Source organism: Bdellovibrio bacteriovorus str. Tiberius (assembly GCF_000317895.1).
Classification (GTDB): Bacteria; Bdellovibrionota; Bdellovibrionia; order Bdellovibrionales; family Bdellovibrionaceae; genus Bdellovibrio; species Bdellovibrio bacteriovorus_F.
In genome coordinates, this window is record NC_019567.1 from 560,580 (window position 1) to 586,947 (window position 26,368).

Here is a 26,368-nt window from a genome sequence, read left to right on the forward strand (position 1 = left end):
CGGGAAATATATGAAGGCTTGGATTGTACTGACTGTTTTGAATTTGATGGCAGGGGCGGCTTTGGCTGCTCCTCAAATTGACATGGACTATGTTCACGCGGAGAAATCCGGTGGCGAGACCACAGTGTTTTTCAAAGGCCAGTCCATCTGGGCCTTCCGTAACCCGGCTGCAAATTTGTCTGAAGAAGAGATCGCTCGTCACCTGACGGGCGATGCTCTTTTTGAGAGAAATTTCTCTGACGATCCGAACCGCTTTGAATACGGTTTGGGTCCGGTCCACAACAATACCAGCTGCAATGCCTGCCACGCCAAAGACGGCCGCGGTGCTTTGCCGGTAGTTCCGTTCAATAAAGAATGGGTGCCTTTGCGCCAGAATGAAGCAGTCTTCCTGCGTATCAGCATCGAAGACGGCGTGAAGAAGCCAAAAACAAAAGAAAATAAATTCGGTGCTCCAGTGCCGGTTCCGGGTTTCTCGGATCAATTGTTCCACCTGGGTTCTTTGGGGGTTCGTGAGGATCTTCCAGGGACAGGTCAGGCGCAAGTCTGGATGAAATACGACAAGACTCAGTTCACTTACCCTGACGGTGATGTGGTGGAGCTGCGTAAGCCGGTCTTTAAAGTCATGGGCGCTTATGATGAATATTTCGACTCTGTGACTGGCGAAATGAAAAGCCGTCTTTACGAAAAAGACGTTCGCATGGGCGCGCGTATCGGAACGCCGATGATTGGTCTTGGTTTGCTTGAGGCGATCAAAGAATCCGACATTCTGGCATTGGCTCAGCGTGATCTTTCTGCGGAAGGTGTTTCCGGAAAAGCCAACTGGGTGTTTGATATCGAAAAAAGCATGGCGGGTGATCCGTATCCGGTTTCCATGGGTCGTTTTGGTTTGAAGAACAACACACCATCGGTATTGCACCAGTCTTTGGGTGCTTTGCGCGGTGATATCGGCGTGACGAACTATGCCTTCCCGGATGAAAGCATCGCGGGAACTCCGCTGTATGATGCTTACCGTGCGGGCCGTGAACCTCACGCCGGTTTGGAAGCAACTGATCAGGTGGCCAACGATATCGTTTTCTATTCCCAGACACTGGCGGTACCCGCTCGTCGTGGGGCGACTGAAGCCGAGGTGATCCGCGGTGCGGGGATCTTCCATCAGGTCAGCTGCACAACTTGCCACCAGCCAAGCTTCACAACCGGTGATCATCCGATCCAGGCGTTTGCCAATCAGAAGATCTATCCATACACCGACATGCTATTGCATGACATGGGTGATGGTCTGGCCGACGGTCGTCAGGATTTCGATGCTGACGGGCGCGAGTGGAAAACTCGTCCTCTGTGGGGGATGGGTCACACTCAAACCATCAATCCGCGTGCGGGATTCCTGCATGACGGTCGTGCACGCAATCTGGAAGAAGCGATCCTGTGGCATGGTGGTGAAGCTGAGCACTCCAAAAACAAATTCGTACGACTTCCCAAAGCAGATCGTTCCGCTTTGATTCAGTTCATCAAGTCGTTGTAATAACTTGATTCAGTCTGAACTGGTCGCGTGAAAACTGGACCACAGAATTGTGGCAAAACACAGTTCGAACATAGTATCATCTAATCTAAGCTTCTATTGGGGCTGGTAAGGAGGTGATGCTTATGGTTAAAAACGTAGACATAACCAAGGCGGAGGTGACGTCCTCTTAGGACGCCAAGACCTTCGCCTAGGGTTCGAAAGAATCATAAACCTAAGAGCGACCGTAAGGTCGCTCTTCTTATTTGCAGCACTTGTAATTCAAATCTGGCCTAAATAAACCGCCCTCCGTTCTAACTTAAATCCCTGAAATACCGATAAATTCCCTTATATGTCGGACGAAAACAAACCCCAGGATAACCAAGAGGTGGATCTATCTGCCTTTATCGACTTTGAACAGGTCGAAGAGGTGTCCCGTGCGTTTTTCGAAGAGTCCAAAGAAATTCTGGAAGACCTCGACACACTGATCTTGAAACTGGAAAACAATCCGGAAGATCAGGATCAGGTGAATGTGCTTTTCCGGAAAATTCACACCATCAAAGGCAGTGTCGGCGCCGTTCCCGGCGGTCAGCTGCTGGGCTCTTTGTCGCATGAATTTGAAGCTCTGCTAACTCGAATCAAACGCGAATCCCGTCCGGTCACCAAAGACTGCATTGATCTGTTTCTGAAAAGCTCACGCATCTTGAAAGTTCTGGCGCAAAGCCTGCGCGACAAGCGTGAAGTTTATCCGGAAGAGCTCAGTGAAGCCATTGAGGTTATTTCCGCCTACGGAGTCTTTGATTTCGGAGAGGAATCTGCTGTTCGCAGTCCGCGCCCCCAGACGGGCCGCGCGGTTTCCACTGCAGATGATGAAGGCGTGTGGCTGTCAGTAAAACAACTGAATGAATTCCTGCGTCTGTCCGGCGAACTGCTGGTGTTGAAAAACTTCTTCCAGATGATGAATCAGACCGTGAACTTCCGGGTTCAACCCGAGGTCTTTGAACGTCGCCAAAATGACTTTGCCCAGAACCTGGGTAAAATCAGCGACCAGTTCCAAAGCCAGGTGCAAAGTGTGCGCAAGGAAAAAGCCGGGGAAAGTCTGTCCGGACTGCCTTTGTTGGTGCGCCAGGCTTCGACCGAACTTAACAAAAGTGTCCACTTGGAATTCACTGGCGCCGAGCTTCCGATCGACAAGGGACTTGGAAAAGACCTTTACGAGTGTCTTGTGCATCTGGTGCGAAATTCCATCGATCACGGGATCGAGGACCAATTTGAACGAGCTGTGCAGGGGAAGCCCACCATCGGTTTGTTAAACCTCGATGTGCACGAAAAAAATGGCGCCGTTCACGTGGTCTTTAAAGATGACGGAAAAGGACTGGACCGTGAGCGCATTCTTCAGCGCGCGGTTAAAAATGCCCTGGTGACTGAATCTGACGCCAGGGCTTTGAGTGATGAGCAGATCTATAAATTCATCTTCAGCGCCGGTTTTTCGACGAAAGAAAAAGTCACCACGATTTCAGGTCGTGGCGTTGGGATGGATATTGTTCTTTCCACTGTGGAAAGATACAAAGGCCGCATTCACATAGAAAATAATCCGGGTGCCGGGGCGACCTTCCATCTGGAAATTCCAATTCCTCAGCACATCATGGTGGAAAGTGCCCTGTTGTGCGCATGGAACTCTTACCAGCTGGCGGTGCCGCTGACGTCGGTGGCGCACATCACGTCCTGTGATGAGCTGCAAATCACCACGGTGGATCATCTGCGCTATTGTCAGTTCAGCGGGATGACCGTTCCAATTTTGAATTATCATGAGATTCTGAATATGCGCACGTCCGTGTCGGAAGAAATGGTGCGCAAGTCTTCGGCCGTCTTTATTCGTCAGAAAGAGGCGGTGTTTGCATTGCTGGTGGACCGTATCGAGGCCCAGACGGATCTGGTTGTGAAATCCTTTGGTAACATGATCGGCCAGCAAAAAGGCTTCAAGGGCATTTCCATCCTGGCGGATGAAAAAGTGACCTATATTGTGGATCCGGAAAAAATGATGACGTTGATGATGTATGACCAGCAAAAACACGAGGAGGCCGCATGAGTGATTTCTTCGGTGATGACTTTACAGCGGAACTCAAAGCGTACTTCCTGGACAGCGTGATCAAGGAGATCGACAAGTTCATCGATCTGACCGACGAAAAACTGTGGCGCCGTATTCTGTCTGAGGTCAGCGAGCAAACGCGTGCCTGGGCTGTGGATGCCAAGACGAATGAGTTTTTACATCTGGCTGCATGGCTGGAAGGCTTTGATGAAAAAAGCCGCAACCTGGAAGGGGCTGCGGAGTTGATCAAAGCTTTGAAAACTTTGAAGGGCTATATTGAAGCTCTGGGGGTTGATAAGACCGACACCGCCGATCTGGCGACACGTTTTGCGCTGAATGCGCAGAACCTGCGTGAAATTCTGCTTCTGCACTGCCGGTCCGGTGCGCAGGAGTTTGCGGTGCCGATTTTAAGTGTGATCGAAATCAGCGGCAAGCTGCCGTTGTTTGATCTGCCTGAAAGAAAAGAGGGGCTCTTGGGGGTCATTCCGTTCCGCGGCGAGGCCGTGCCGGTGGTGAACCTTCAGGATCATGGCTTTGCCCGAATGGATGCTGATAATTTCTTCTATGTGATCTGTGAAGAGCAGGGGGTTCGCTTTTGTCTGCAGGTCACAGACACCGAAGACATGATCAGCGTCAAAGAAGCCGATCTGCAAAATTTTGAAAACCAATCCACTATGATGTCTGCGAACTTTGTTCACCAGTTTTTCATCAAAGACCGCCGCAGTATTATGGTTCTGGATCTTGAAAAACTGGTGGCTTGATGAACACTCACTATCTATTTCCCGGTAAACTTGCGGCCTTTAAAGAAGAGACCGTGATTTCCACTTTGTTGGGTTCCTGCGTGGCGGTGGCTTTGCATGATCCCACAACCCGCATCGGCGGCCTGAATCACTATCTGCTGGCTGACGGCATGCCCGATGAACGTGAAAATACCCGCTATGGGGCCCACGCCATTCCTTTGCTGATTGAAGAATGCGTGCGTCTGGGGGCCAATCGTGGCCGCCTGCAGGCGAAGATCTATGGTGGCGGTAACGTCATCAGTGTTTCCCAGATCGGTGAAGGTATCGGCAAACGCAATATTGAATTTGCAGAAAAGATGCTGCGTGATTGTGGCATCCCCATCATCGAAAGAAACGTTGCTGGCGAAGCAGCCAGAACGATCAAGATGAACACTGCGACCTTTGATGTATTACACAACTCCTCGGGCGGCAGTGTTGATAAACCTGTGGATGTCTCGGGCTTCAAACCCTTGACGGTGGCCAAAACCGTGAAGGTTCTGGTGGTGGATGATTCCGCAACCGTACGCACATTATTCACTAATATTTTCACCAAAAGCGGACTGGAAGTGGTGGGCTCTGCCGCCGATGCTTATCAGGCTCGCGAAATGATTTTAAGTAAAAAGCCGGATGTTCTGACATTGGACATCGAGATGCCGAAAATGTCCGGCGTGATGTTTTTGGAAAAGCTGATGAAGCATCATCCGATTCCGGTGGTGATGGTTTCTTCTTTGGCCAGCACCGGGGAAGCGGCGATGAAGGCTCTGGAGCTGGGAGCTGTGGAGTTTGTGCACAAACCCTCGCAGTTTGATCCGGCGGTGTTAAAAGACCTGGCGGGCATGCTGGTTGAAAAAGTTCGCGCCGCTGCTTCTGTGAATATTCTGAGAAAACTCAAAGAGGCTCCGGCCCTTCAGGAAGTCAAAACCACAACCTTTGCGACTCCAACCCGCCGTCGTGCGGCCGAGTTGAAAGTGGTGGTGCTGGGTGGAAATGCCGGCAGCGCAGATGCTCTGGAAAAGTTTGTCAAAGGCCTTGCGGCCGACACGCCTCCGGTGGTGGTGGCGTGCAGTACGGTGGCGAACTTTGTGACGGCTTTTATCAGCAAGCTCAAAGCCGGATCGAAAGTGACTCCGGTGGTTGGTAAAGACGGTGATTTCCTAAGAATGGGACATGTTTATTTTGTTCCGGCTGAACATCACGGAAAGATTGTGACAGGTCCTCAGGGTCCCGTACTGAATCTGACCAAAGGGGCTCCGGTGGCGTCGCAATTGCCGTCGGCCAACGTGTTGTTCCAGTCTGCAGCGCAGTCCTATGCTCAGGGTGTTTACGCTTTGCTGCTGGGTGGATTTGGCACTGATGGGGTTGATGGACTTGTCGAAGTTCAAAAACGCGGTGGCGCCAGCGTGGTGCAGCACCCGGAAGAAGCGCAATTTCCCTATGCTCCGCAAAAAGCGATTGAACTGGGAGTGGCGGATGAGATACTTAAAGCCGACATGTTGGCGCATCATCTGATGCAGTATCGAAACCAAAACTTATACTAGGATCTTCGTTGGAACTGCAAAACTTTATCGGAGGGGCGTTTGTCCCTTCCGACAGTCAGAAAACCTTCGCAAAAATTTCTCCTTTTGATGGCACGGAACTGGCGCGTGTGACTGCGTCCGACGCCATGGATGTGATCAAAGCCATCCAGTCCGCAAAAAAAGCCGCACCCGTGATGAAGGAACTTTCTTTGTCGGACCGTGCTTCTTTGTTGTTGAAGCTGGCTTCAGCGCTGGAAGAAAAATCCTCTGATTATGCCTATCAGGAAGCTCTTCATCAGGGCTTACCGCAAAGTTTTGTTCTGCAGCACAGTCTGCTTCCGGCTGTCAAAGTTCTTAAAGACGTGGCGGCAAGTTTGAATCAGCCTTTGTCAGCTCAGGTGCTGCCTCAGCCCGTGGGCCTTGTGGGCATCATCGCTTCGTGGAATCTGTCTTTGCTTTTGGTTATTGAACGAATGGCCCCGGCTTTGGCTGCGGGAAATGTGTGCGTGGTGAAGATCTCGGATCTTTCGCCGGTCACAGCACAAATTCTGGGCGAGGCTTTGCAAAAAGCGGAGGTTCCGGCAGGTGCGGTGTCTTTGCTTCAAGGCGATGCCGAAGTCGGAAAAATCGTGGCAGGGCACCCCAGCATTCACGCGGTGACGGCGGTGGGAAAGACCTCCACCATGGAACAAATTGCCAAAGCGGGTCTTTCGCAGTTTAAGAAAATGCAACTGGCCGGCAGTGTGAAGAATTCTTCCGTGGTGTTGGCCGGGACGGATTATCAGGCGCAAATGCCTGAGATCATGAAATCCTTCCTGTTGGGGCAAGGACAGCTTTGCTGGAACAGTTCTCGTTTGTTCCTTTTGGAATCCATGTCGACTGAATTTATTGAAGCGATGAAGGCTTATCTTGATAAGCTGGAACCTTTGATGGACCCGAAAGGCAATTCCCCATGGACGCCACTGATCACGTCAGCTCGGCGCGAAGAATTGCAGAAGAAAGTTCAGGAAGGCAAAGTCGAACACGGCAAAGTTCTTTCCGGTGGCGACAGCGGTCCGGGCACGGGCTTTCACATGAAGCCGGTGATGATGCTGGATTTGCCAAACTGTTCGGTTCTGCAACAGGATGAATTGCAGGGGCCTTTGTTCCTGATGACTCCGGTCAAATATCAGCATGAAATTCTGAAATGGGCGAACACGTCTTACCTGGCTCAGTCCGCGGTGGTCTGGGGTCCTCAGGAAAAACTGGCTAAGGTGGTTTCGCAATTGGATTGCGCGCAAGTGTGGCTGAATCAATGGCAGCCCAATTCCGAAAGCAATGTGTTTGGATTCAAACAATCCAGCTTCGGAAATCCAGACCGGGCCTGGTCAGGCACCTTCTATTCGGATGTTAAGATCTTGACGGGGACACTGTAACGTCAAAGAGGTGACGAAATCCCCGTCGAAAAGTTGACCGGACCCTAGTTCAGAATATGGGTGCGGTTGCGGGTTTTGACTTCGCAATGAGGGCAGAAAGCCTCTTCCTTCACTTCAGAAACTTCACGGTCGGCAATGTGTTTTAGCTCCAGTACAGTGCCGCAAAGTATGCAATTGTTTTGGGAAATGATGAACTCACGGTGTTGTGGAGAGTCCGCTTTTTCAAAGTAGTTGATCTTGTTGTAATTCATGCGCCTCTAATCCTTGGCAGTTCATCGTCATCCTGACGAAGTCTCTTTCCCAGAGCATCTCTGTGCCACTGCAAAACCCGTTCACAGGCCAAGGTCCGGAATCCGCTCACGACAACCCGTTATATCCAACAGGCCCCGGGCCGTAACTTGTAAGGCCCCTTTGCGATCTACAAACTTCGAAAGGGTTCGATATGAAGTACGGAATGAATGGAATTTTAGTGGCTGCCTTGGCTTTAACTGCAGGTTGTGTGGAAGTGCGGGACAAAGAAGATGCCACCCCTGTAAAGCCCATGGTTCAGGTTAACAAAGTCAGCCGCATGGTCGTGGACGGCGAGATGTACTTGTTTAACGGCGCTTTCCTGACCCGACCGGAGCTGGAGCTTGAATTGCGAAAAGCCCCCAAAATCTGGCCGGTGGAGGAACTGGAGTTTCACTATAAAGAAGTCATTCTGAAAAAGAACGCCGTCATCTATACCATGGGTCATCGCGTGCGCTGGCATATCGATCGCCTTGAATCCGACGGGGCAAGAATCCAAACACTATCGCCCGAGTTCAAAGCTGGTGTTGGACAAGCCGGACGCCACGGCGGACATATTCTTTTGGATGTGGGAACGGCCAAGGGATCTTTGCGAATTCAAATGCTGGGTCAGGACGGTGGCGCCGGTAAAGCCGGCGCAGCACCTGATGAATCCATGCGCGGACTTGCTGGAGAAAATGGAAAATTCAGTCTGTGCGCGAATTCCGGCGAACACTTTGAAAGGGCTAGCGGAAAAGATGGCAGTAAAGGCCATCAGGGGAAATCCGGCAGTAATGGTTCTTCAGGTGGTGACAGTGGCACTTTGGAAGTGACGATTCAATCGGGCAAAGAGTTTCAATTGAATCACTTTCGCAGCGCAGGCCTTGGTGGTACTGGTGGGGCAGGGGGCAAAGGCGGTCTTGGCGGCGCTGGCGGCAAGGCGATGGGCATGGTGAGAGGGGCGGATGGTACATTTATGCCCTGTGCATTCAAAGCTCGCGAAGGAAAGCAAGGCCTGGATGGCAGTGTGGGTGCGAGCGGGCTGCCGGGCAATCCTGGCGCTGAGCAATCCCTCTGCATCACCCGTCAGCAGGTCATCGAATGTATCTAAATGGTTTCCATTGAATAATTTAAAATGGTCTGAATCAGTGCCTCAACCTGCACGGGTTTCGTCAGATAGTCCGTGCAGCCCGCCTCAAGACAGCGGTCACGATCGTCTTTCATCGCATGCGCCGTCAGGGCGATAATTGGTTTGGAGTAACCGGCCTGACGCAGTTTTCGGGTGGCCGTATAGCCATCCATCACGGGCATCTGAATGTCCATCAGGATGATATCAAATTCTTTCTCAAGCGCTTTGGTCAGACCTTCCTGACCGTTGGTGGCCAAGGTCAGATTCGCTCCACGTTTCGCCAGCATTCTTTGAATTAACAAACGGTTGTCTTCAACGTCATCCACCAAAAGGATCGAGGTGGAAGACAGCTGCTTCCCAAGGTGAACTTCTTTGGGCGGGGCTGGGGCGACTTTCACCGTGTGAATCTTTGGAATATCCAGAGCGATCTTCACACTGAAGGTGCAGCCCTTGCCGGGCTCAGATTCTTCCAGAACCACATCGCCACCCATCATCTGCGCCAGACGGCGCGATAGCACCAGGCCCAGTCCGGTGCCTTCGTATTTGCGCGAAACCGAGTTGTCGATCTGCGAAAAAGCCTGGAACAGATTGGATCTTTGCGACGGAGAAATCCCCACGCCGGTGTCTTTGATGGTGAAAAGCAGGTTGTTGCCAGAGATTTCATAGGTCATGCGCACATAACCCTGCTCGGTAAACTTGATGGCGTTACCGATGATGTTCGTCAGAATCTGGCGCAGGCGCAAAGGGTCGGTGCGGATCATGTCCGGCACGATCCCACGGCGGTTGAATTCAACGTGCACAGGCTTGTCGCCCACGCGGGCCACCATCAGAATATGCAGGTCTTCCAGCAGAGAATTCAGATTCACCGGGTGGCTTTGCATTTCCAGATGTCCGGCTTCCACTTTCGAAAGATCCAGAATGTCGTTGATGATGCGGGTCAGGTGTTCCCCGGTGCGGTGAATGATGTTCACGTACTGCAGACGTTCGCTTTCATCCAGGTGGGATTCCTTCAGCAAATCTGAAAAACCAATGATCGCAGCCAGAGGTGTGCGGATCTCGTGGGACATGTTGGCCAGGAACAGACTTTTCAGCTGACTGGCTTGTTCGGCTTGCTGTCGTTCGCCGATACTGCTGCTCAGATGGTGGGCCATCAGATTGATGGACTCGGCCAGTTGTCCCAGCTCATCACCGGAACGAACCGGCACATGAACATCAAAGCGTCCTTCACCGACTTCGTGGGCCGCATTGTTCAGTTCGGAAAGGCCTTTGGAAAGATTGCGGCTGAAACTGATCGTCAGGAAAAGACCGGTGCCTTCCACAATCAGCACGGCAAAGATCAGCGTGACCATCAGCATGTTTTCCAGCCAGCGCGAGCCTTCCCCCAGAGTGTAAGAAAAGGACGCTTCCAGAATTGTTAGACGATCATTCAGATCATCCACACTGTTCAGAGCCTTGAAGATTTCAGATTCGGGCGCATTTCTTTGAATCAGGGTGTGCAGATTTTTACCCATCACAATCAGCTCTTGAGTCATCTGGTCACCTTCGCGCCAGATCTCTAGGGCTTTTTTCACGTGTTTGAAATTATGGAATCTTAAAACCAGGGAAATGACGCCGGGGATGTCATCGGGATGGACTTTTCCTTCCAGCAGACCCTCTTTGGCTTTTGCGGTGTCGGGTGGAACTTGTTCCAAAGCGTTGCGGGCTTTGCTGTCACCCAAAGGCACGCGCACATTTTCCTGGAAGATGGTGTAGAAATTCGGATCACGCGTGCGCGCATATTTGTGTAAAGTGATGACGGCGTCTTTTTGACCCTTCGACCACATGCTTTCGCCGGCCACGAAGGCGCGCACGGAAGACAAAGAATTCATGGCGAAATACAAAGTGAAAAGCTCCAGGGCAATAAGAAGTGCCATGACGCCGATAACGATATACAGCTTTTTTGCGACCGAAAGATATTTCCAGAAACGTCTGATACCCATGCGAGTAGTGTATCGACTAAATGGGCGATGAAATAAACAAAAATAATTTTTGACGGCGCTTCAGGACATAAGAAGGAAGACCCCGATAAATTTCAGGGTCTTTAACGTGATCATTGCAGAAAGTTAATCCAAGTAGCTGGTTTTGAGGCTTTGCTCGCCTTCGAACTTTTCAAAGCCCAATTGGATTAGCTGAGAGATCAAATCTTTATAACTCAAACCCGTCGCTTCCCACATTTTTGGATACATTGAAATCTTGGTAAAACCAGGAATGGTGTTGATTTCGTTGATGTACAAATCCCCATTCGGGCGAATGAAGAAGTCCACACGGGTCAAACCATCACAGCCCATGGCCTGATAGGTTTGTTCTGCCATTTTCTGCACGGCTTTGGTGGTTTCCGGTGAAAGCTCGGCCGGGATTTTCAGCAGGGCTCCGTTGTCATCGATGTACTTGGCTTCATAAGAATAGAATTCGTGCTGCGGGATCACCTCACCCGGCAAAGAGGCTTTCGGCGCATGGTTGTGACCCATGACGGAACATTCCACTTCGCGGCCCTGGATGAATTCTTCAGCCAGAACTTTGGTGTCGAACTGGAAGGCGTCTTTCAGTTTCACCACAAAGTCTTCAGCCGTTTTGATCTTATGAACACCGACAGAAGAGCCCGCATTGGCCGGTTTGATAAAGAACGGGGAGCCCAGCTGTTTCACGATTTCGTTGTAATCATTTTTCTGATGCGGAGTCAGCAGCAGATAGCGGGCATTCGGGATTTTTGCCACCGCCAAAAGACGCTTCATGATCTCTTTGTCCATGCCGGCCGCTGAAGACCACACGCCACAACCCACAAATGGAAGCTGAACCATCTTAAACAGACCCTGGATCGTGCCGTCTTCGCCCATGGTTCCATGCAGAATAGGGAACGCCACATCCACTGCCGTTTTAGACTGATCTTTCAAAGAATAAAGAACCGGCTTGCCTTGCAAGGACATCAAAGCCACCGATTCTGCTTTGGATGGAAGGGCACTGTCAACAATCTTGGTCGCCTCAGTGAAAACACCCATATCCGGGAAACGATACCAGCTGCCTTCTTTGCTGATGCCAATCAATACGGGCGTAAACTGATCCTTATCCAAAGCATCAGCCACATTCTTCGCTGAACGCAAAGAAACTTCATGCTCCGCAGATTTACCACCAAAAATCAAAGCCACAATTTTTTTCATACTCAAAATCCTCTAACGTCCTACGACCTGTTTCCTACGCCAATTCCCAATATCTAATATCCACTAAGCCCATTCCACGATTTCGTGGGCCAAACCAAAGATGCCGGCAAAGACTTCATTTGGTTTTGCATCTCCGTACATATAAGCCGGAGTCGTTACAACTTTTCTTTCGCGGTCGGTGATATAATCATTCACCGGGCATTCTTCGTGAATGGCACCGGTTTTCTGAATTTCTGCCGCGGTGGCAGCGTCATCACCAATGGTCACAGTGACCTTTTTGTCGCCCAGAACTTTGGCCACCAGAACCGGAGCAATACAAAGAGCTCCGATTGGTTTGCTGGCCGAATGGAACTCCAGAATCACACGTTTTACATCCGGATTCACGTCACACTGAGCGCCTTTTTCAGCCCAGTTGCTCAGATTCTTCGCAGCGCCATAGCCACCGGGGAACACAACCGCATCAAAGTCTTTGGCGTGAAGTTTATCCAGGCTTTGGATGTCACCGCGAGCGATGCGGGCCGCTTCAGTCAGCAGACTGCGTTTTTCGTTTTGGGCTTCGCCATTGATGTGATTGGTGATGGGAATCTGAATGTCAGGTGCGAAGCAGTGAACTTCGGCACCAGCCTGGTGAAGGCCGATCAACAAACTGACGGATTCAGTGATTTCACTTCCGTCGCGGTGACCGCAGCCGGAAAGTACAACGGCAATTTTTTTCATAAAACCTCCACAGGAGGTTTTAGCCTACAAGATTCACCAGGTGTTGGCAACGAATCGCGGGGCGGACTAGGTGCCGCCCGGTTTATAATTTTTCAATCGAGTGCAGACGGTCACGAGAGCTTTTTGTGATCCGGCTTGCGCCAGCGCACGATAGCAGTAGTCAGTCACACGGGAAAAGAATGGCAGGTCCGGAGTAATGGAGATGCTGTAATTGACCTTCTGCTTCTCTGTGGTTTCACCTTTTTTATAGTAAGCAGCCCAGTCAAATGAAACGGTTTTCACTTTCATGGTGCAGTTGGCAAGTCCACCGCAGTTGGCCTGAGTTTTCATCAGATCCGGAGCCGGACGCATTTCTTCCGTCACCTGCAGGTTGGAACACTTCACCTCGCAGCTGTCATAGCCAAGAGTTTCCGTGCAGATTTTCATCTGGTCACTTGTCAGCTGGCAGGCATAAGCCAAGCCAATCAGGCGCTCAAAACCCAGGGACATTTGCAGGTCGTCGGCTTTGGCAGAGATTTCACCTTTCAGTTTCGGACCACGGGCGAAGACTTCCATCGCCGGTTCAGCTTTGGTGACTGAGCGGTGGTCTTCGCGGGTGGACTGCTGGGTGTTGCCGTCAGAGGTCAAAGACTCGGTCTGGTACAGATACGTGTACAGCCAGTCATTGGTGCGCTCTTCTTTTTTGGAAATGGTGATGCCTTCCTGCAAAAGCATGCGGTCTTCGCCAGTTTCAATTTTTCGGAAGGTCTGCTGCAGCAGGAAATCGTTCGGAGTCATGGTCATCGGGTCCGCAGAACCCCAGGCTTCAGACAAAGAGTCCTGAACCTGCGCCAATGATGACGGGTTTTCTTCTTCTTCCAGTTCCGGGGTTTTAATACATGACACGGCCGTCGCCGCCAGAAGCAGCGGCAACAGGGGTTTTAAAAATCGGTTCATATAGAGTCCCATCCCCAGATCCACAGATTCAGTGGCAGAATTTTTTCAAGTTTGATCGCGGTTTCTTCTTTAAAGATGCCCAAGCCACGGAAGTCCACCGGGCCAAACAGCAGGCGCACCATGTCTGTTTCGTTGTTGATCGTGTAAAGATCCTGACCCACTCCAAAGACAAAGTGATTCGGATGTTTTTCCAGAACGATGTCGGCAATGCCTTCAGCGCGGAACGCACGTTTGATCTTGGCGGCCAGCTGGTCAAAGTTCACCAGCTTGATCATGCCCAGATAGCCGTGATTCATTGTCACGTCTTTGGTTTGCAAAGCCTGGATCAGGTTCGTTGCGTGGCGCGGGCAGATGATTGTGTAAGGCTGATCTTTTTGCGCACGGATGAATGCAAACAGCGCCATCAGTTTTGAAACCGAGCCGCCCCATTCATGGATATAGCCACCCAGATCCGCACCCTTGCCTTCGATCGCATAAGCTGCCAGCTGACCGTTCGGTTCCCAGGCGGTGTATACTTTTGTTTGCGGGATTGAGAGGAACTTTCTGGTTTCCTCAATCGTGCGCACAGAATTTACTGAATGAGCCGCATAAAGGCGGTAAATCGCATCCGGTGACACTTTGTTGTCGGTAGAGAAGCGCAGGTTGATCGGCGGAACATCAAAGTTTTCCTCGATCACAAAGCTGACTTCAGATCCCGCCAGTTCAAAGCCCATGCGGCGGTAGAAATCAAATAGGTCCGTCCAAAGAATCGCGATGTCACAGGATTGCTCGGTCGCGGATTTCAGGCAGTCGTTGATGATCTGGGTGCTGTAACCCTGACCCTGGTGCTGATCGTCGGTGACGACAGAACCAATCGCTCCCACCTTAAAGATCACATGGGGGCTTTTAATGATAAGAGGTTTCATAACCGCGTGCGATAGTACGGAACCCTCATCGGCGATGATACGCATATTATGCAAGTTGTTAGAGGAAAAGGCCGTTGGATATTCCGCAGCAATGGACCAAGCGGCATCATTGCGAAGCTTTTTATTGAGGAAATCCAAAACCTGAGGAAGCTCAGCTTCCAGGGGGGAACGAGGTCCTTCCATGAACTCTCCTTATATCTACATAGAGCGCCCCAGAGGGTCTTTAGGACCAAACCGCTTCGGACACATCCTCGCGGACGTGGTCCCTTTCGGGACCTACTGCTGCGGAACTTGCGGTTTGTTCCTAAAGGCCCTCTGGGGCTCATATATAGATACTATACGAGGGACGGGGGGAGGACCCAGTGGGGACAGGAGAGGTCTTGAAAAATGCGACCCAAGTCGGGAAGGGGGTTTGACATCAAGGGCAAAAGCCTTATATTAAGGCGGCTTGGCCCCCCTAAGGAGATTCGTAATGGCAGAGAAAAGTCAGTCTTGGAAAGATAATAAGCCCGGCAAGATGTTCGTAGATCAATCTTGCATTGCTTGTGATGCCTGTGTGCTGACGGCGCCTAAGAACTTCTCCATGCACGAGGAAGACGGTCACGCGTTCGTAGCCAGACAGCCGGAAACTCCGGAAGAGGAAGCTCTGTGCAAAGAGGCGATGGAAGGCTGCCCGGTTGAAGCTATCGGAAACGATGGCGACCAGTAAAAAGCACACTGCCAAACAGGCGGCGGCTCTCGCAACTATTGAACTTCTCAAGAGATATTATCCTGACGCTTATTGCGCCCTGAATTACACCAATCCTTTTGAGCTTCTGGTGGCCACCGTTCTTTCAGCCCAGTGTACGGATGAAAGAGTCAACATGGTGACCCCGGCGTTGTTTAAGAAATACCCAACTCCGAAGGCCATGGCGAAAGCTCCGGTCGAATCCTTGGAAGAACTGATCCGTTCGACCGGGTTCTATAAAAACAAAGCCAAAAATCTGAAAGCCTGTGCGACCACTTTGGTGGAAAAACACGGTGGCGAAGTCCCGCAAAATCTCGAGGCTTTGGTCGAGCTGGGAGGCGTGGGGCGCAAGACCGCCAATGTGGTGCTGGGAAATGCATTCAATATTCCCAGTGGGATCGTCGTGGACACCCACGTGACCCGCTTGTCCAACCGTTTTGGATGGGTGAAAACCGACAACGCGGTGATGATTGAGCGTCAACTGTCAAAGTTCGTCCCCGTTGAAGATTGGATCATGTTGCCGCATTGGCTGATTTCTCATGGTCGAGCTGTCTGTAAGGCGAGAAAACCTGCGTGCAGTCATTGCTTTCTCGAGGAGACTTGCCCTAAGAAGGGTGTCTAGTTCACAATGGCTTCATGTTAGTTTCATTCTTTGAGAGCGTTAAATACGTAGGTCATCTTCTTCCGATCTCTTTTTTAAGAATCTTCCTGGGTTACTATTATCTGGAACATGCCCTGATGAAATATCGTGGCGATTTCCTGACCCGTCCGCGCATTGCGGATCAAATGGCTGAATGGCTTCCGGCCAGTCATGCTCCGAACTGGTTTAAAATCTTCGCCAGCTCCACGATGATTCCCAACTGGCAGACCGTGGCCTTTATTATTCTGGGCCTGGAATTTGCCGTCGCTATTTCCTACATCATCGGATACGTGGTTCGTCCTGTGGCATTCCTTGGGGTGCTGTTGTGTGTGACCATGCTCTTTATCTCGGGTCCGGCGATGGAGGATTTGTATAAAACCTTCCTGGCGATTCACCTGATCCTGGCTTGGGTGGGTGCGGGACGCTGTCTGGGCTTTGACTATTATTTCTTCAAGCGCCGTCGCGGACTTTGGTGGTAGAGCGTGAAGCACTTTGTTCTTTTCCTGACTGTTGTATTTTTGGGTCTGTTCTTGGCGGTGCTAAACCGCACGGACACGGCGGCACCGAACAGCTCACTTCCCACGGTGCGTGTTTTTGGTTATGCGTCTTTCACTGGTCGCTGGGGACCGGGACCGGCTTTGAAAGACCTGTTTGAAAAAAGCTGCAAGTGTAAAGTGGAGTTCATCGAAGGCAGTGATTCTGGAATTTTGCTGCAACGTCTGAAAATCGAAGGTGAAAGCCTGGGTGCAGATGTTGTGGTGGGCCTGGATCAGTTTGATCTTTCCAAAGCGGTGTCTGAGCAAAGCTGGAGAAAACTAAGCCTGGGTCAGCTGGATGTCTATGATGCCGTGAAACCAGCCTTGGCCAACAGCTTCTTTGTTCCTTACGACTGGGGTGCTTTGACTTTCGTGGCCCGCAAAAATGAATTGATGCGCATGCCATCGTCTTTGGATGATTTACTGGCGCCAGAGCTGGTCAAGAAAATCGCCTTGCAAGACCCACGCACCAGTTCCCCGGGGATGCAGTTCCTGTACTGGGTGATTCGTTCCAAGGGCGAGGAAGAGGGCTTCCGTTATCTGCAAAAACTGATGACTCAGGTTCACAGCTTTTCCCCGACATGGTCCACGGCTTATGGTCTTTTCACCAACAAGCAGACGAAGCTGGTTTATTCCTATGTGACGTCACCGCTGTATCATGAAATCGAAGAAAAAAAGAAAGACTATGTGGCTTTGCCGTTCAACGAAGCCCTGCCAGTGCAGTTTGAATTTGTGGGCATCCCGGAATTCTGCCGCCACTGTGATCTGGCTGAGCACTTCGTGAATCTGATGCTTTCCAACGAAGGCCAGAAGATCATCATGGAAAAGAACTATATGTTCCCCGTGATGAAGGGCGTGATGGAAAACACTTCCTTTGCTCCTTTGATGAATGTCAAAACCATGCAACAGGTTGAGATCCTTTCTTCCACCGAAGTGGACCGCCTGCTTCGCCGTTGGACTGAGATCCGCCGGGGCGATCTCAATTGAACCTGCGCCAGTGCCTCAGAATTGGCCTGGTGCTGTTTCTGATTTTTCCATTTCTGTTTCTGCTGACTCAGTTTGGTTTTTCCGGCTGGCCCGACATGGGCGAGCTGGTCTGGGCCTTTAAGAACAGTTTCCTGCAGGCTTTCTTTTCTTCTGTCTTTTCATTGATCATGGGTTTTTGGGTGGCGTTGGGTTTGTTGACCCTGCACTCGGCCCGCGGGCGCAAGGTGCGCTGGGGGCTTGAGATTCTGTGCCTGCTTCCCAATTTTATGCCGCCGATCTTTATCCTGCTTTCCACACTCAACGTCATTGATCCGTTTCCGATGGGAATTCCCGGGATTGTGATCGTGCACACTTTGATGAACTTTGGCCTGGTGGCGGTTCTTTTGGCGTCGACCATTGAAAACAAACTGGGTGGCATGATCGAGCTTGCTTATGTGGAAGGGGCGGGCCGCTGGCAGTTCCTGATGCGCGGGTTGTTCCCGATGCTGAAAAAAGATTTCTGGCTGCTGGGGTTATTCATCTTTGTGATCTGTTTTGGCAGCTTCGCGGTTCCGCTGATTGTCGGCGGCGGGCGTGGCACCACGGTGGAAGTGTTGATTTATGAAAAGATCCGTCTTTCAAGTAACTGGGGGGACGCAGTTTTACTGGCATTCCTGCAATCAGTGTTTATCTTTGCGCTGTCCTTTGTCGCCAGCCGCGGAAAAGGTGTGCACAGCACCCGCACTGCAAATTTGAGCCTGCTGAAAACGCCGACGGGGATTGTCGTTATCGCAGGATTGTCCTTCTTGTATCTGTTTGGGTACGTGCAGGGGTTCCTGTCCGGGCTTTCGCAGATTTCCACGTTTTATGAATTGCAGTCAGCGCTAATCTGGAACTTTATTGGCAGTCTGACTTTGGGAATGAGTGTTGGTATTTTGTCCTATGCCGGGCTGATGCTGATTGCCTACTGTTGGCCGAAGACGTGGTTTGAAAAATTCCTGAATGGTTATGTGGCGCCGTCCACTTCACTGGCGTGCTTTTGCCTTTTGATCTTAAGCCCGAACGAAGGCTTTTATCCGTTTATCAAAATTCCGGTGGCGCTGACGCTGCTTAGTCTGAACAGCCTGTTCCGTATGGGTTGGGACAGCGAACTGCACGCTTTGCAAAATCAGATGACCGTGGCTTACTCCATGGGGGCTTCCAAAGCGCAGATTTTTAAAGAAATTCTGTTCCCGCAGCTTTCTGGTCGTGCGGGATTACTGGCGGGGATAGCGTCGATCTGGGCAGCGGGTGACTTTGCCGTATCGCGGATTCTGGCGCACCGGGATCTGAGCATCGCGATGATGACGGAAACCTTGATGTCGGGTTATCGCTTGAATCAGGCCATTGTTCTTAGCAGTTTGATTATTGTCGCCGGTTTGATTTGTTTTGCTTTGTGTGTGGGAGGCAGCCGTGTCCTTGGTCGAAAATTTGCACCGTGATTACGGAGACTTCAAATTAGATATCGATTCCTGGGAAATCCTCGATGAAGGCGTCACTGTATTGTGGGGCCCGTCGGGCTCTGGGAAAACATCGGTGTTTCGCATTTTGCTGGGCCTTGAAAGCTGCCCGGGATTCAAGTGGACTTATCAGGGGACCGATCTGGCTAAGCTGAAAACTCCGGACCGAAACTTGGGCGTGGTGTTTCAGACTTTGGATCTTTTCCCGCACCTGAGTGCTGAAGAAAACATGATGTTCGCAGCCCGCGCCCGCAAAGTGAATCCAGCGAAATCCAGTGCGCGTTTGAAAGAACTTTCTTCAATCCTGAAAATGGAGTCTTTCCTGCAAAGGCCAGCGGCGGTGCTGTCGGGCGGGGAAAAGCAGCGTGTCGCCATTGCGCGCGCCTTGATGGGCGAGCCTCGTTTGCTTTTGCTGGATGAACCTTTTTCCGCTTTGGATCAGGAACTGCGCGATGAAAGCCGTAAACTGGTGAAAAGTGTGATTGAGACCGAGAAAATTCCAACCCTGCTTGTAACCCACGACCAGCGCGACGTGGAGATCCTTGGGAACAAGGTCACCACCATCCGCAACGGCCGCCTTGCTTAGTCGGCTGGTGAAAAAGGGCCATCCGACTGCGTGTGGAGGGCTCCTGCCCTCCACCCTTCGGGCTGACGCGCAAAAATAGCATCCTGCTATTTTTGTGTCGGGCGGCCTTCTCGCTTCGACGTGCTTGGAGCACGCCTGCGCTGCGAGGGCCTACTCCGCCTTGCGGCTGACCCTTTTTGACCAGCCTTTAAACTCGTTAGAAGGAAGTTTTGTAGTTCTGGCGGGGTTTTCAGCCTAGATATCTTTGAATCATTTCTAGCAGGGCTGACTTTTTGATGGGCTTGGTGACGTGTTCAGTGCAGCCGACATCCAGTGATTTTTGCATGTCTTCAGCCATGGCGTTGGCGCTGACAGCGATGATTGGAATTGGTTCGGTGCCTTGATCTTTTTCCCACTGACGGATCTTGCGGGTGGCCGCATAGCCATCCATCACCGGCATCTGAATGTCCATCAGAATCAAATCAAATGGTTCAGCCAGAACTTTTTCAACGGCCTCTTTGCCGTTTTCGGCCTGCACAACTTCAAATGGCAGTTTTTTCAGATAAGTCAAAAGCAGGAAGCGATTGTCTTCAGTGTCATCCACCACCAGAATGCGTGCCGAACGGGTGACCGTCAGTTCATTCATTGGCGGACGTGGAGTCGCATTGGCAACCGGGGCTTTTTCAGGTGCCACCAGTTCGCGCGGAGCTTCCGTCGGAATGTAAGGAACTGTAAAATAGAACGAGCTTCCGGTGCCTTCTTCGCTCTGGAACCAGATGCGTCCACCCATCAGCTCAACCAGATTTTTTGAAATCGTCAGACCCAAACCACTGCCGCCGAATTTGCGGGTGATGGAACTGTCGGCCTGAACAAAGCTCTGGAACAGCAGGTGCTGTTTGTCTTTAGGGATCCCGGTACCGGTGTCACGGATTGTGAAACGTACAAACTTTTGCGAAGTCCCGTCAAAGTCCAGGGACACGGCGATTTCGCCTTCTTGAGTGAATTTGATGGCGTTTCCGATCAGGTTGAACAGGATCTGGCGCAGACGGGTCGGGTCCCCGATGACCAACGGCGCACGGTTCTTTGGTAAATTCACACTTAACGAGAACTTCAGATCTTTTTCAGACGCTTTTTGTTTCAGGATATCGCAGATATTCGTGGTCGTGGATTCCAGATCAAACGCGATTTTTTCCAGACGCACTTCGCGGGCTTCGATTTTGGAAATATCCAGAATATCATTGATCAGCGCCAGCAGATTTTCACCGGCATTGGCGCACACGCGCACCAGCTGGGATTGTTCCGGTTTCAGATCAGATTCCGCCAGAATGTCGGTGATACCGATGATGGCATTTAACGGGGTGCGGATCTCGTGGCTCATACGAGCCAGGAATTCGGATTTCGCCTGGGATGCTTTTACGGCCTGTTCACGCGCTTCGATCAGGGCGGTTTCAGCGGTGATACGGTCGGTGATGTCGGTGCAGACGAATACGAAGGTCAGGTCTTTGCTGGTGCGGTTTGGAAGGGCCGCCCAGTTCATCAGCACCGGCAGACGACGTCCGTCCTGGGCTGTGATCTCGGCCTCGATGCTGTGACGGGTTTGTAGCAGCCAGGTGTAGTTGTTGAATTCTTCCTGCGTGCTGATCAGTTGTTTCAGGTCCACATGGGAAATCTGATTCGTGGAATAACCCAGGAACTTCAGCGCGGATTCATTGGCCTGTGAGATCATGTACGATGCCTGTCTCCAGTCGTCGTGATGGCTCACTTTGACGATGAACAGGAAGGCCTTGATAGATTGAATGACACTGTCCAGGAACTCTTTGGAAACGGTGGTGGTTTCCAAACGGTCGGCCAGCTGATTGTACTTGCTCACCAGCAAACCGATTTCGTCCTTGGAATTATAGTTGATCTTCTGGGTCAGGTTGCTGGTACCCAGTTTTTCCAGGCGGTCGGTCAGAAGCTGGATGGGTTCCACGACTTTTCCGGTGGCGGCAAAGGTCGCAAAGAAGAACAGGATAAAGATCAAAACCGCCGCGGCACTGGAGGCAATCGCGATACGGTCCAGGACGGCAAAGGCTTCGCTTTCGTCAATCTTGGTCTGGATGTACCAAAGCTCACCGTTGGGCAGATAGATTTTTCCGATCGAGCGGATGACTTTCTGCCCGCGATAGTCAGTGCCCAGCTCGCGCACTTCGCTCAGGTTCTCAATTTTTTTGATGTCTTCATCGCCGCGGTTGGATGAAAGGACTTCGGCTTCAAGGCTTCCCTGAGCAGCTTGGCTGGCTTCAACGCGGAATCTTCCGGTGTTACGCAGACTCCAGTCTTCGCCGTAAATCAGCGTCTCGCCCGTTTGGCCCATGCCGTGGGTCGGCCATGCAAAGTTATCACTGGTGATGCGATCAATTTCCGAGATGGAAATTTTCAGAACCAGAACGCCGACCGGGCGCAGGTTGCGATAAATCGGGGAGGCAACAAAGCCGGTGGCTGAATTGGGATTCAAACTGTCCTTGTCAAAGTCCAGAAACAGGGTCGAGCCTTCTTGGGCCTTCACGCCCCAAGTGTAGATGTCCTTGAGCTTTGATCCCGGAATCGAACCTACAGAGACGGATGAACCGTCTTCGATGTCTTTGCGGGTCGTGTAGACCACAACGCCCTGATTGTTGATCAGCGCCATGTCGTAGATATTGAAGTCCAGGACATAGTTATCCAGCAGGCGGCGGAACTCGGGCAGGCTGTCGACTTTCTTTTCATGCAGCAGATCGTCCGTCAGTTCGTGAGAAGAGATCAGATTGATCGCCGTTTGCAGATCACGGAAATAATTTTCGATGGAGCTGGTCTTGCTGATACGGATTTGAGTCAGACGTTCATAGGTGCTGTCGATAACGGTGGATTCAACAATCTTGAGGCCAATAAGCGCGACGACAAACGTCGCAAGAAAGACGGAGATTAAATTGAATAAGAAAATTCTTAAACGTAATGTCATGCTTATTGATTAGCCTATGCATTTTTAGTGATATCGTATACGTGTTCCTAGTTCAATCAGCGAGTGAAATACAAGTGCGAAACTAGGCTTGGGAGTAGAGTTAAATGAATGTAATCAAGGCGTTCTTTCTGACGGCAGTGCTGCTGCTCTCAAGCTCGCGGTCCTATGCGGAACGCTGGGTGGTGATGACACTGGAGTGGCCTCCATTCACCTGTTCGCGCTGTCCTGAAAACGGAGCAGCGGCAAAGGCGTTGAAAGACACTCTCAACAAAGCCGGCATCAGTGTCGAATTTGTGTTTTACCCTTGGACTCAAACTCAGAAAAAGGCTGAACAGCCTGATGTGGTTGGTTATTTTCCTTCATGGAAAGATGTGTTGCCCGGTTTTACACGTTCCGAATCATTGTTTAAGTCTCCACTGGGTTTTATTCAGCAACGAAGCAAGCCTCTGGTCTGGGCCAAACTGCCGGATCTGAAAGGAAAAAAGCTGGGTATCACCGAGGGCTACAGTAACACCACTGAATTCAATCGCCTGGTTAAGGATAGAGTGCTGACGGTCGAAGCAGTGATAAGCGACGACACCAACGTGCGACGGGTGGCCCAGGGGCAGATTGATGGTGCTCTGATGGATATCAACAACGCCCGGTATCTGATTTCAAAAACTCATCCCGAATATGCCGGCAAGGTTTCTGTCAATCAAAGGATCCTGGAAGATAAAGAGCTGTATTTCGCCTTTAACACCCATAATCGTGATAAGGCGGCTAAGCTTAAAAAAGCCCTGGAGAAGGTCAACTATCAGCGCATCGTGGATGACTATTTGCTGAAGTACCTTCTGCGCCTTGATTAAACTTTGGTCATCAGTGTAAGCCTTACACGCGCTGTCTGTATTTTTCCGGCAAGGCCGCAAAATCCCTCTGAAATTTGCTATAAATAGCAGGAACAAAGGAGGGCCAAACTATGAAAATCTTCAGTCAGACTCTGGCTCTTCTTGCGGCGGTGGTGTTGCTGAACGCCTGCGCGGCTTCCAAGTCCAGCGATGGTTCCGGATTAATTCCCACCATCTATTTTAAGCCCACAATTCAACTGGATAAGAACAAGTGTTCTTCCGCATCACTGCGTGATCTGCTTTCGCCCGAGGGCCGCGTGCTGACGACACTTTGTGATTCGGATTATGCTCAGTGCTTGCTTCAGGGGTCCTGCCTGATTGAGGACGACGGCGTGTCGACCTCTTACAATTATCATTCTACCAAAGACGGCGTGGCTCGTTTTATTGTGACGGACACCAAGGTTTGCCCTTTCGGTTATGGTGTCAGCAACGCATGTCTGGATCCTTATTTCTCGGCAGCCGCAGATTTGAAAATCTATAAGCTGGGTGATGTGCTTTACATTCCACGCTTGGTGGGCGCGAAGATGCCAAATGGCGAAGTTCATGATGGGTACATCGTCATTCGCGATGCGGGCGGCGGAGTCAAGGGTGCTGGTCGTTTTGATTTCTTCACAGGCTACATGGATCATCGTAATAAGAAAAACACCATGGCGCGCCTCGGTTTTGGGGATCCCAAGAATCGCATTGAATATCGTGTGGTCCGCGGCGAAGAAGCCGCCAGTGCGCGAGACCGCCGGGGATTCCCGGGACTTAAAAAATCCATTCTGGAAGAACAGCAAGACTAGCATAAAAGCTCTATTTTTTAGCTGTTGCCAAGGCCCAGAGCCTTTGTTACTTCCAGCTGCATGAAAACAATCGCTCTGTTCATTTCAGTTCTTCTGGTATCACTGACAGCCGCGGCAAAGGTTCAGTATCTTCGTTTGGGATCCGGCAAAGTGATTGCCTATGAATACATCCAGACCAACAAAGCCTCTTCGATATTGATTTTACTTCCCGGGGTGAACCGCGCACTCAGTGCGGGCGATCGTTCAGTGCAACTGCTGGCAGAACAAGGGTGGAATCTTTTGCTGCCTTCATTGCCGGCGCATCCTCTTTCCATAGAAGGTCTTTCTGCCAGTGAAACGCCGTACTTTCTGTATGACTCGACCATTCGCTCTGCGGATTTTTCTTCTGACATTGAACAGCTTGTTGCGGTTTTGAAAATCAAAGACGTCGTTCCGGTGACGTTGTCTTACACGTCGACGGTGGGGGCTTTCTTAAATCCTAAAATTTTCCCGCATGTGATTGAAACAGTTCCGCTGGGTATTCCCACCGAAACGAATCCTGAAGCGGCCAAGAACGCCGAGCTGTGGGAAGGCTGGCTGCGCATGAATCCGCTGATGGCGCCGTACTGGATTCGTCAGTTCCGTGATCAGGCTTACACCAAGCACTGGGGGGCGACTGTTGATGCGAATCTTGCCAGTGATCCTGAATTCTACGGCGCAAAGCCACGCACGGCAGATATCAAGACGGGATACGTGACGATCGCCCGCGCGGCCGAGGACTTTGATCTGACCAAGGTGGATTACAAAGCAGACGCTGTGACTCGCGATTTTATTCTGGCGGGGGAAGAAAATTCCGAACGTCTGAAGAATCAGATTCAGGCTTTGAAAAATTATTTGCGCTCAGGCAAGCCGGTGCGTGTGATTGTGGTGGCGAATGCAGGGCATGTGCTGCCGTCGGAATCTCCGTCGGTGTATGCGGCGGCGATTGGGTTGCTGGCGCAGGAGCCTGTATCTGCGACGGTGTCTTTCATGGTGGTGCGTAAGGCCGCAGATGTGCGCAAAGCCCAGTGGCAGGGGGCTTCCGCGCTGGAGGCCTGGATGACCGAGGCTGTGAAATAGCGGCTTTAAATGTCGCTGTGTCAAAGTGATACACAGTTTTTTACAGTGAGAATGAATTAAACGGGGGCTCTTTGAGCCCCCGTTTTGCTTTGTATGGGAATGCTGGATTTTCATGAGGTGACTATGAAACGTTCTTTGCTCCAATCACTGCTTGTTTCCTCCCTGATTATGGGGATGGCGCCGGTTTATGCGTTGGCTGAAGTAACGGGGGCCGACCAGCGCCTGCAAAGCCTTTACACCTCAACAGCGCAATTGAAGCAGGGGCAGGGCAAAGACCGTGTGTCGATGTTTGCTTTGCAGTTTCTTTCTGAAAAAAGCCCGTACATTGTGGATCCGCTGGGTGAAGGCCCTCAAGGTGACATCAGTCATGGACCGCTTTATCGCTTTGATGGCTTCGACTGCACAACGTTTGTAGAAACAGTGCTGGCGTTGTCGCTCTCATCAAGTCCTGAGCAGTTCCGCACGCGCATGAATCAGATTCGCTACAAAAATGCTGTGGTGTCGTACAAGACACGCAATCATTTTCCAAGCATCGACTGGATTCCTAATAATATTGAGAATGGTTTTGTAAAGGACATTACGGGTTCTATTGGCGGGTCTAAAACCAAGTGGTCGCAGACGTGGATTGAAAAAGACGCGTGGTTTGCGAAGAAGGGACCAGAGTACGTGCAGATGAGCCGCGAATTCAAACCAACGTTGGGCCAACTTCCCTACGTCGCCAAAGCAGATCTATTGAGTAGTCCCGAAATGCTTGCGAAAATTCCATCGGGCACGATCTTTCACGTGGTGCGCCCAAACTGGGATTTGCGCGAAGGTGCAGGATCTCGGCTAGATGTTTCTCATATGGGATTTTTAATTCGTGAAAATGGTGTGTTGTACATGGTTCACGCCAGTAACGGTATTACTCGTGACGGTAGTAACGACGAGAAGCAGGTAAAAAAAGAGCCGTTGGTTGCTTATGTGGAGCGCGTGATGATGGCTTCGCCGACCACCGCTGGAATCAACATCCTGGCCGTTCGTAAAACACCGTAAGGTTTTTTGCGTGTAACATAAGTCTTCGATAAAACATCGTTTTTTAGCCCTTGGTCGAGCCTTGCCTGGACCTTGGTCAAAAATTTTTGAGTCCTTAATATCCAGTAAAATCAAGCACTAGCAAATCCGCCAAAAAAAATCCTAGACCTTGGGCTAAAGTTTTCTGGACCTAGGTCCGAAGAGTTTGTTGTACACGTTGGGCAAGCTAAAAAG

At 51.0% G+C, this 26,368-nt stretch carries 23 protein-coding genes; 16 read left to right on the forward strand and 7 right to left on the reverse strand.

The genetic code is table 11. The features are described 5' to 3' along the window. Positions 1-10: 10 nt before the first annotated feature. The 5 genes from BDT_RS02770 (at position 11) to BDT_RS02790 (ending at position 7,295) form a co-directional block, all read left to right on the forward strand. Positions 11-1,519 carry a di-heme oxidoredictase family protein gene (locus BDT_RS02770; RefSeq protein WP_015089739.1) on the forward strand — a complete coding sequence of 503 codons (1,509 nt, stop codon included), beginning with the start codon at positions 11-13 and terminating at the stop codon, positions 1,517-1,519. A gap of 364 nt (positions 1,520-1,883) precedes the next feature. Beyond that, entirely contained in the window at positions 1,884-3,584 is a 1,701-nt protein-coding gene (locus BDT_RS02775) for a chemotaxis protein CheA (RefSeq protein ID WP_235046237.1), read from the forward strand. After that, positions 3,581-4,345 (forward strand): chemotaxis protein CheW, encoded by a 765-nt coding sequence (locus BDT_RS02780; protein ID WP_015089741.1) that lies wholly within the window; start codon positions 3,581-3,583, stop codon positions 4,343-4,345. Before BDT_RS02775 ends, BDT_RS02780 begins: the two co-directional genes overlap by 4 nt. Further along, positions 4,345-5,901, forward strand: coding sequence for a chemotaxis protein CheB (locus BDT_RS02785; RefSeq protein WP_015089742.1), 1,557 nt, complete (start codon positions 4,345-4,347; stop codon positions 5,899-5,901). The genes BDT_RS02780 and BDT_RS02785 overlap by 1 nt, the downstream gene beginning before the upstream one ends. Before the next feature lie 8 nt (positions 5,902-5,909). After that, positions 5,910-7,295, forward strand: a complete 1,386-nt coding sequence (locus BDT_RS02790; protein ID WP_015089743.1) for an aldehyde dehydrogenase family protein — start codon at positions 5,910-5,912, stop codon at positions 7,293-7,295. A 44-nt stretch (positions 7,296-7,339) separates the two neighbouring features. Here BDT_RS02790 and BDT_RS02795 read toward each other — a convergent pair whose 3' ends face one another. After that, on the reverse strand, positions 7,340-7,546 hold the full coding sequence (locus tag BDT_RS02795) for a hypothetical protein (protein ID WP_015089744.1): 207 nt from the start codon (positions 7,544-7,546) through the stop codon (positions 7,340-7,342). 203 nt (positions 7,547-7,749) lie between these two features. On the opposite strand from BDT_RS02795, the gene BDT_RS02800 reads away from it, so the two are divergent. Next, positions 7,750-8,673 (forward strand): hypothetical protein, encoded by a 924-nt coding sequence (locus BDT_RS02800; protein WP_148278679.1) that lies wholly within the window; start codon positions 7,750-7,752, stop codon positions 8,671-8,673. On the opposite strand, the gene BDT_RS02805 is transcribed toward BDT_RS02800, so the two are convergent. The 5 genes from BDT_RS02805 to BDT_RS02825 all read right to left on the reverse strand — a co-directional run bounded on the left by BDT_RS02805 (position 8,670) and on the right by BDT_RS02825 (position 14,626). Then, positions 8,670-10,670, reverse strand: a complete 2,001-nt coding sequence (locus BDT_RS02805) for a response regulator (RefSeq protein WP_015089746.1) — start codon at positions 10,668-10,670, stop codon at positions 8,670-8,672. The genes BDT_RS02800 and BDT_RS02805 overlap by 4 nt on opposite strands. A 123-nt stretch (positions 10,671-10,793) precedes the next feature. After that, positions 10,794-11,885 carry a D-alanine--D-alanine ligase family protein gene (locus BDT_RS02810; RefSeq protein ID WP_015089747.1) on the reverse strand — a complete coding sequence of 364 codons (1,092 nt, stop codon included), beginning with the start codon at positions 11,883-11,885 and terminating at the stop codon, positions 10,794-10,796. 63 nt (positions 11,886-11,948) lie between these two features. Next, on the reverse strand, positions 11,949-12,602 hold the full coding sequence (gene elbB / locus BDT_RS02815) for an isoprenoid biosynthesis glyoxalase ElbB (protein ID WP_015089748.1): 654 nt from the start codon (positions 12,600-12,602) through the stop codon (positions 11,949-11,951). Positions 12,603-12,668: 66 nt separating this feature from the next. Beyond that, complete coding sequence (locus BDT_RS02820) at positions 12,669-13,538, reverse strand: hypothetical protein (protein WP_015089749.1); 870 nt, start codon at positions 13,536-13,538, stop codon at positions 12,669-12,671. Continuing rightward, complete coding sequence (locus tag BDT_RS02825) at positions 13,535-14,626, reverse strand: GNAT family N-acetyltransferase (protein WP_015089750.1); 1,092 nt, start codon at positions 14,624-14,626, stop codon at positions 13,535-13,537. Before BDT_RS02825 ends, BDT_RS02820 begins: the two co-directional genes overlap by 4 nt. A 289-nt stretch (positions 14,627-14,915) precedes the next feature. Here BDT_RS02825 and BDT_RS02830 point away from each other — a divergent pair, with 289 nt between their 5' ends. Genes BDT_RS02830 through BDT_RS02855 form a run of 6 tightly spaced genes read left to right on the forward strand, consistent with a single transcriptional unit; the run spans position 14,916 to position 19,397 of the window. Next, positions 14,916-15,152: a ferredoxin gene (locus tag BDT_RS02830; protein ID WP_041576914.1), complete on the forward strand. Its 237-nt coding sequence runs from the start codon at positions 14,916-14,918 to the stop codon at positions 15,150-15,152. Continuing rightward, positions 15,139-15,792 carry an endonuclease III gene (nth, locus tag BDT_RS02835; RefSeq protein WP_015089752.1) on the forward strand — a complete coding sequence of 218 codons (654 nt, stop codon included), beginning with the start codon at positions 15,139-15,141 and terminating at the stop codon, positions 15,790-15,792. The genes BDT_RS02830 and nth overlap by 14 nt, the downstream gene beginning before the upstream one ends. A 14-nt stretch (positions 15,793-15,806) precedes the next feature. Then, positions 15,807-16,289 carry a DoxX family membrane protein gene (locus BDT_RS02840; RefSeq protein WP_015089753.1) on the forward strand — a complete coding sequence of 161 codons (483 nt, stop codon included), beginning with the start codon at positions 15,807-15,809 and terminating at the stop codon, positions 16,287-16,289. A gap of 3 nt (positions 16,290-16,292) precedes the next feature. Then, the gene (locus BDT_RS02845; protein WP_015089754.1) at positions 16,293-17,333 is read left to right on the forward strand and encodes a thiamine ABC transporter substrate-binding protein; all 1,041 of its coding nucleotides are present in this window, start codon (positions 16,293-16,295) and stop codon (positions 17,331-17,333) included. Between the two features lie 29 nt (positions 17,334-17,362). Further along, on the forward strand, positions 17,363-18,793 hold the full coding sequence (locus BDT_RS02850) for an ABC transporter permease (RefSeq protein WP_235046238.1): 1,431 nt from the start codon (positions 17,363-17,365) through the stop codon (positions 18,791-18,793). Continuing rightward, on the forward strand, positions 18,765-19,397 hold the full coding sequence (locus BDT_RS02855; RefSeq protein WP_235046239.1) for an ATP-binding cassette domain-containing protein: 633 nt from the start codon (positions 18,765-18,767) through the stop codon (positions 19,395-19,397). The genes BDT_RS02850 and BDT_RS02855 overlap by 29 nt, the downstream gene beginning before the upstream one ends. A gap of 229 nt (positions 19,398-19,626) precedes the next feature. Here the strand turns inward: BDT_RS02855 and BDT_RS02860 are convergent, their stop codons facing one another. Then, the gene (locus tag BDT_RS02860) at positions 19,627-22,356 is read right to left on the reverse strand and encodes an ATP-binding protein (RefSeq protein WP_015089757.1); all 2,730 of its coding nucleotides are present in this window, start codon (positions 22,354-22,356) and stop codon (positions 19,627-19,629) included. A 104-nt stretch (positions 22,357-22,460) separates the two neighbouring features. Here BDT_RS02860 and BDT_RS02865 point away from each other — a divergent pair, with 104 nt between their 5' ends. The 4 genes from BDT_RS02865 (at position 22,461) to BDT_RS02880 (ending at position 26,155) form a co-directional block, all read left to right on the forward strand. Further along, entirely contained in the window at positions 22,461-23,201 is a 741-nt protein-coding gene (locus tag BDT_RS02865) for a substrate-binding periplasmic protein (RefSeq protein ID WP_015089758.1), read from the forward strand. 110 nt (positions 23,202-23,311) lie between these two features. Next, positions 23,312-24,025, forward strand: a complete 714-nt coding sequence (locus BDT_RS02870; protein ID WP_015089759.1) for a 3D domain-containing protein — start codon at positions 23,312-23,314, stop codon at positions 24,023-24,025. Positions 24,026-24,085: 60 nt separating this feature from the next. After that, positions 24,086-25,123, forward strand: coding sequence for an alpha/beta hydrolase (locus BDT_RS02875; RefSeq protein ID WP_015089760.1), 1,038 nt, complete (start codon positions 24,086-24,088; stop codon positions 25,121-25,123). Positions 25,124-25,246: 123 nt separating this feature from the next. After that, complete coding sequence (locus tag BDT_RS02880) at positions 25,247-26,155, forward strand: N-acetylmuramoyl-L-alanine amidase-like domain-containing protein (protein ID WP_158320221.1); 909 nt, start codon at positions 25,247-25,249, stop codon at positions 26,153-26,155. Positions 26,156-26,368 lie beyond the last annotated feature (213 nt).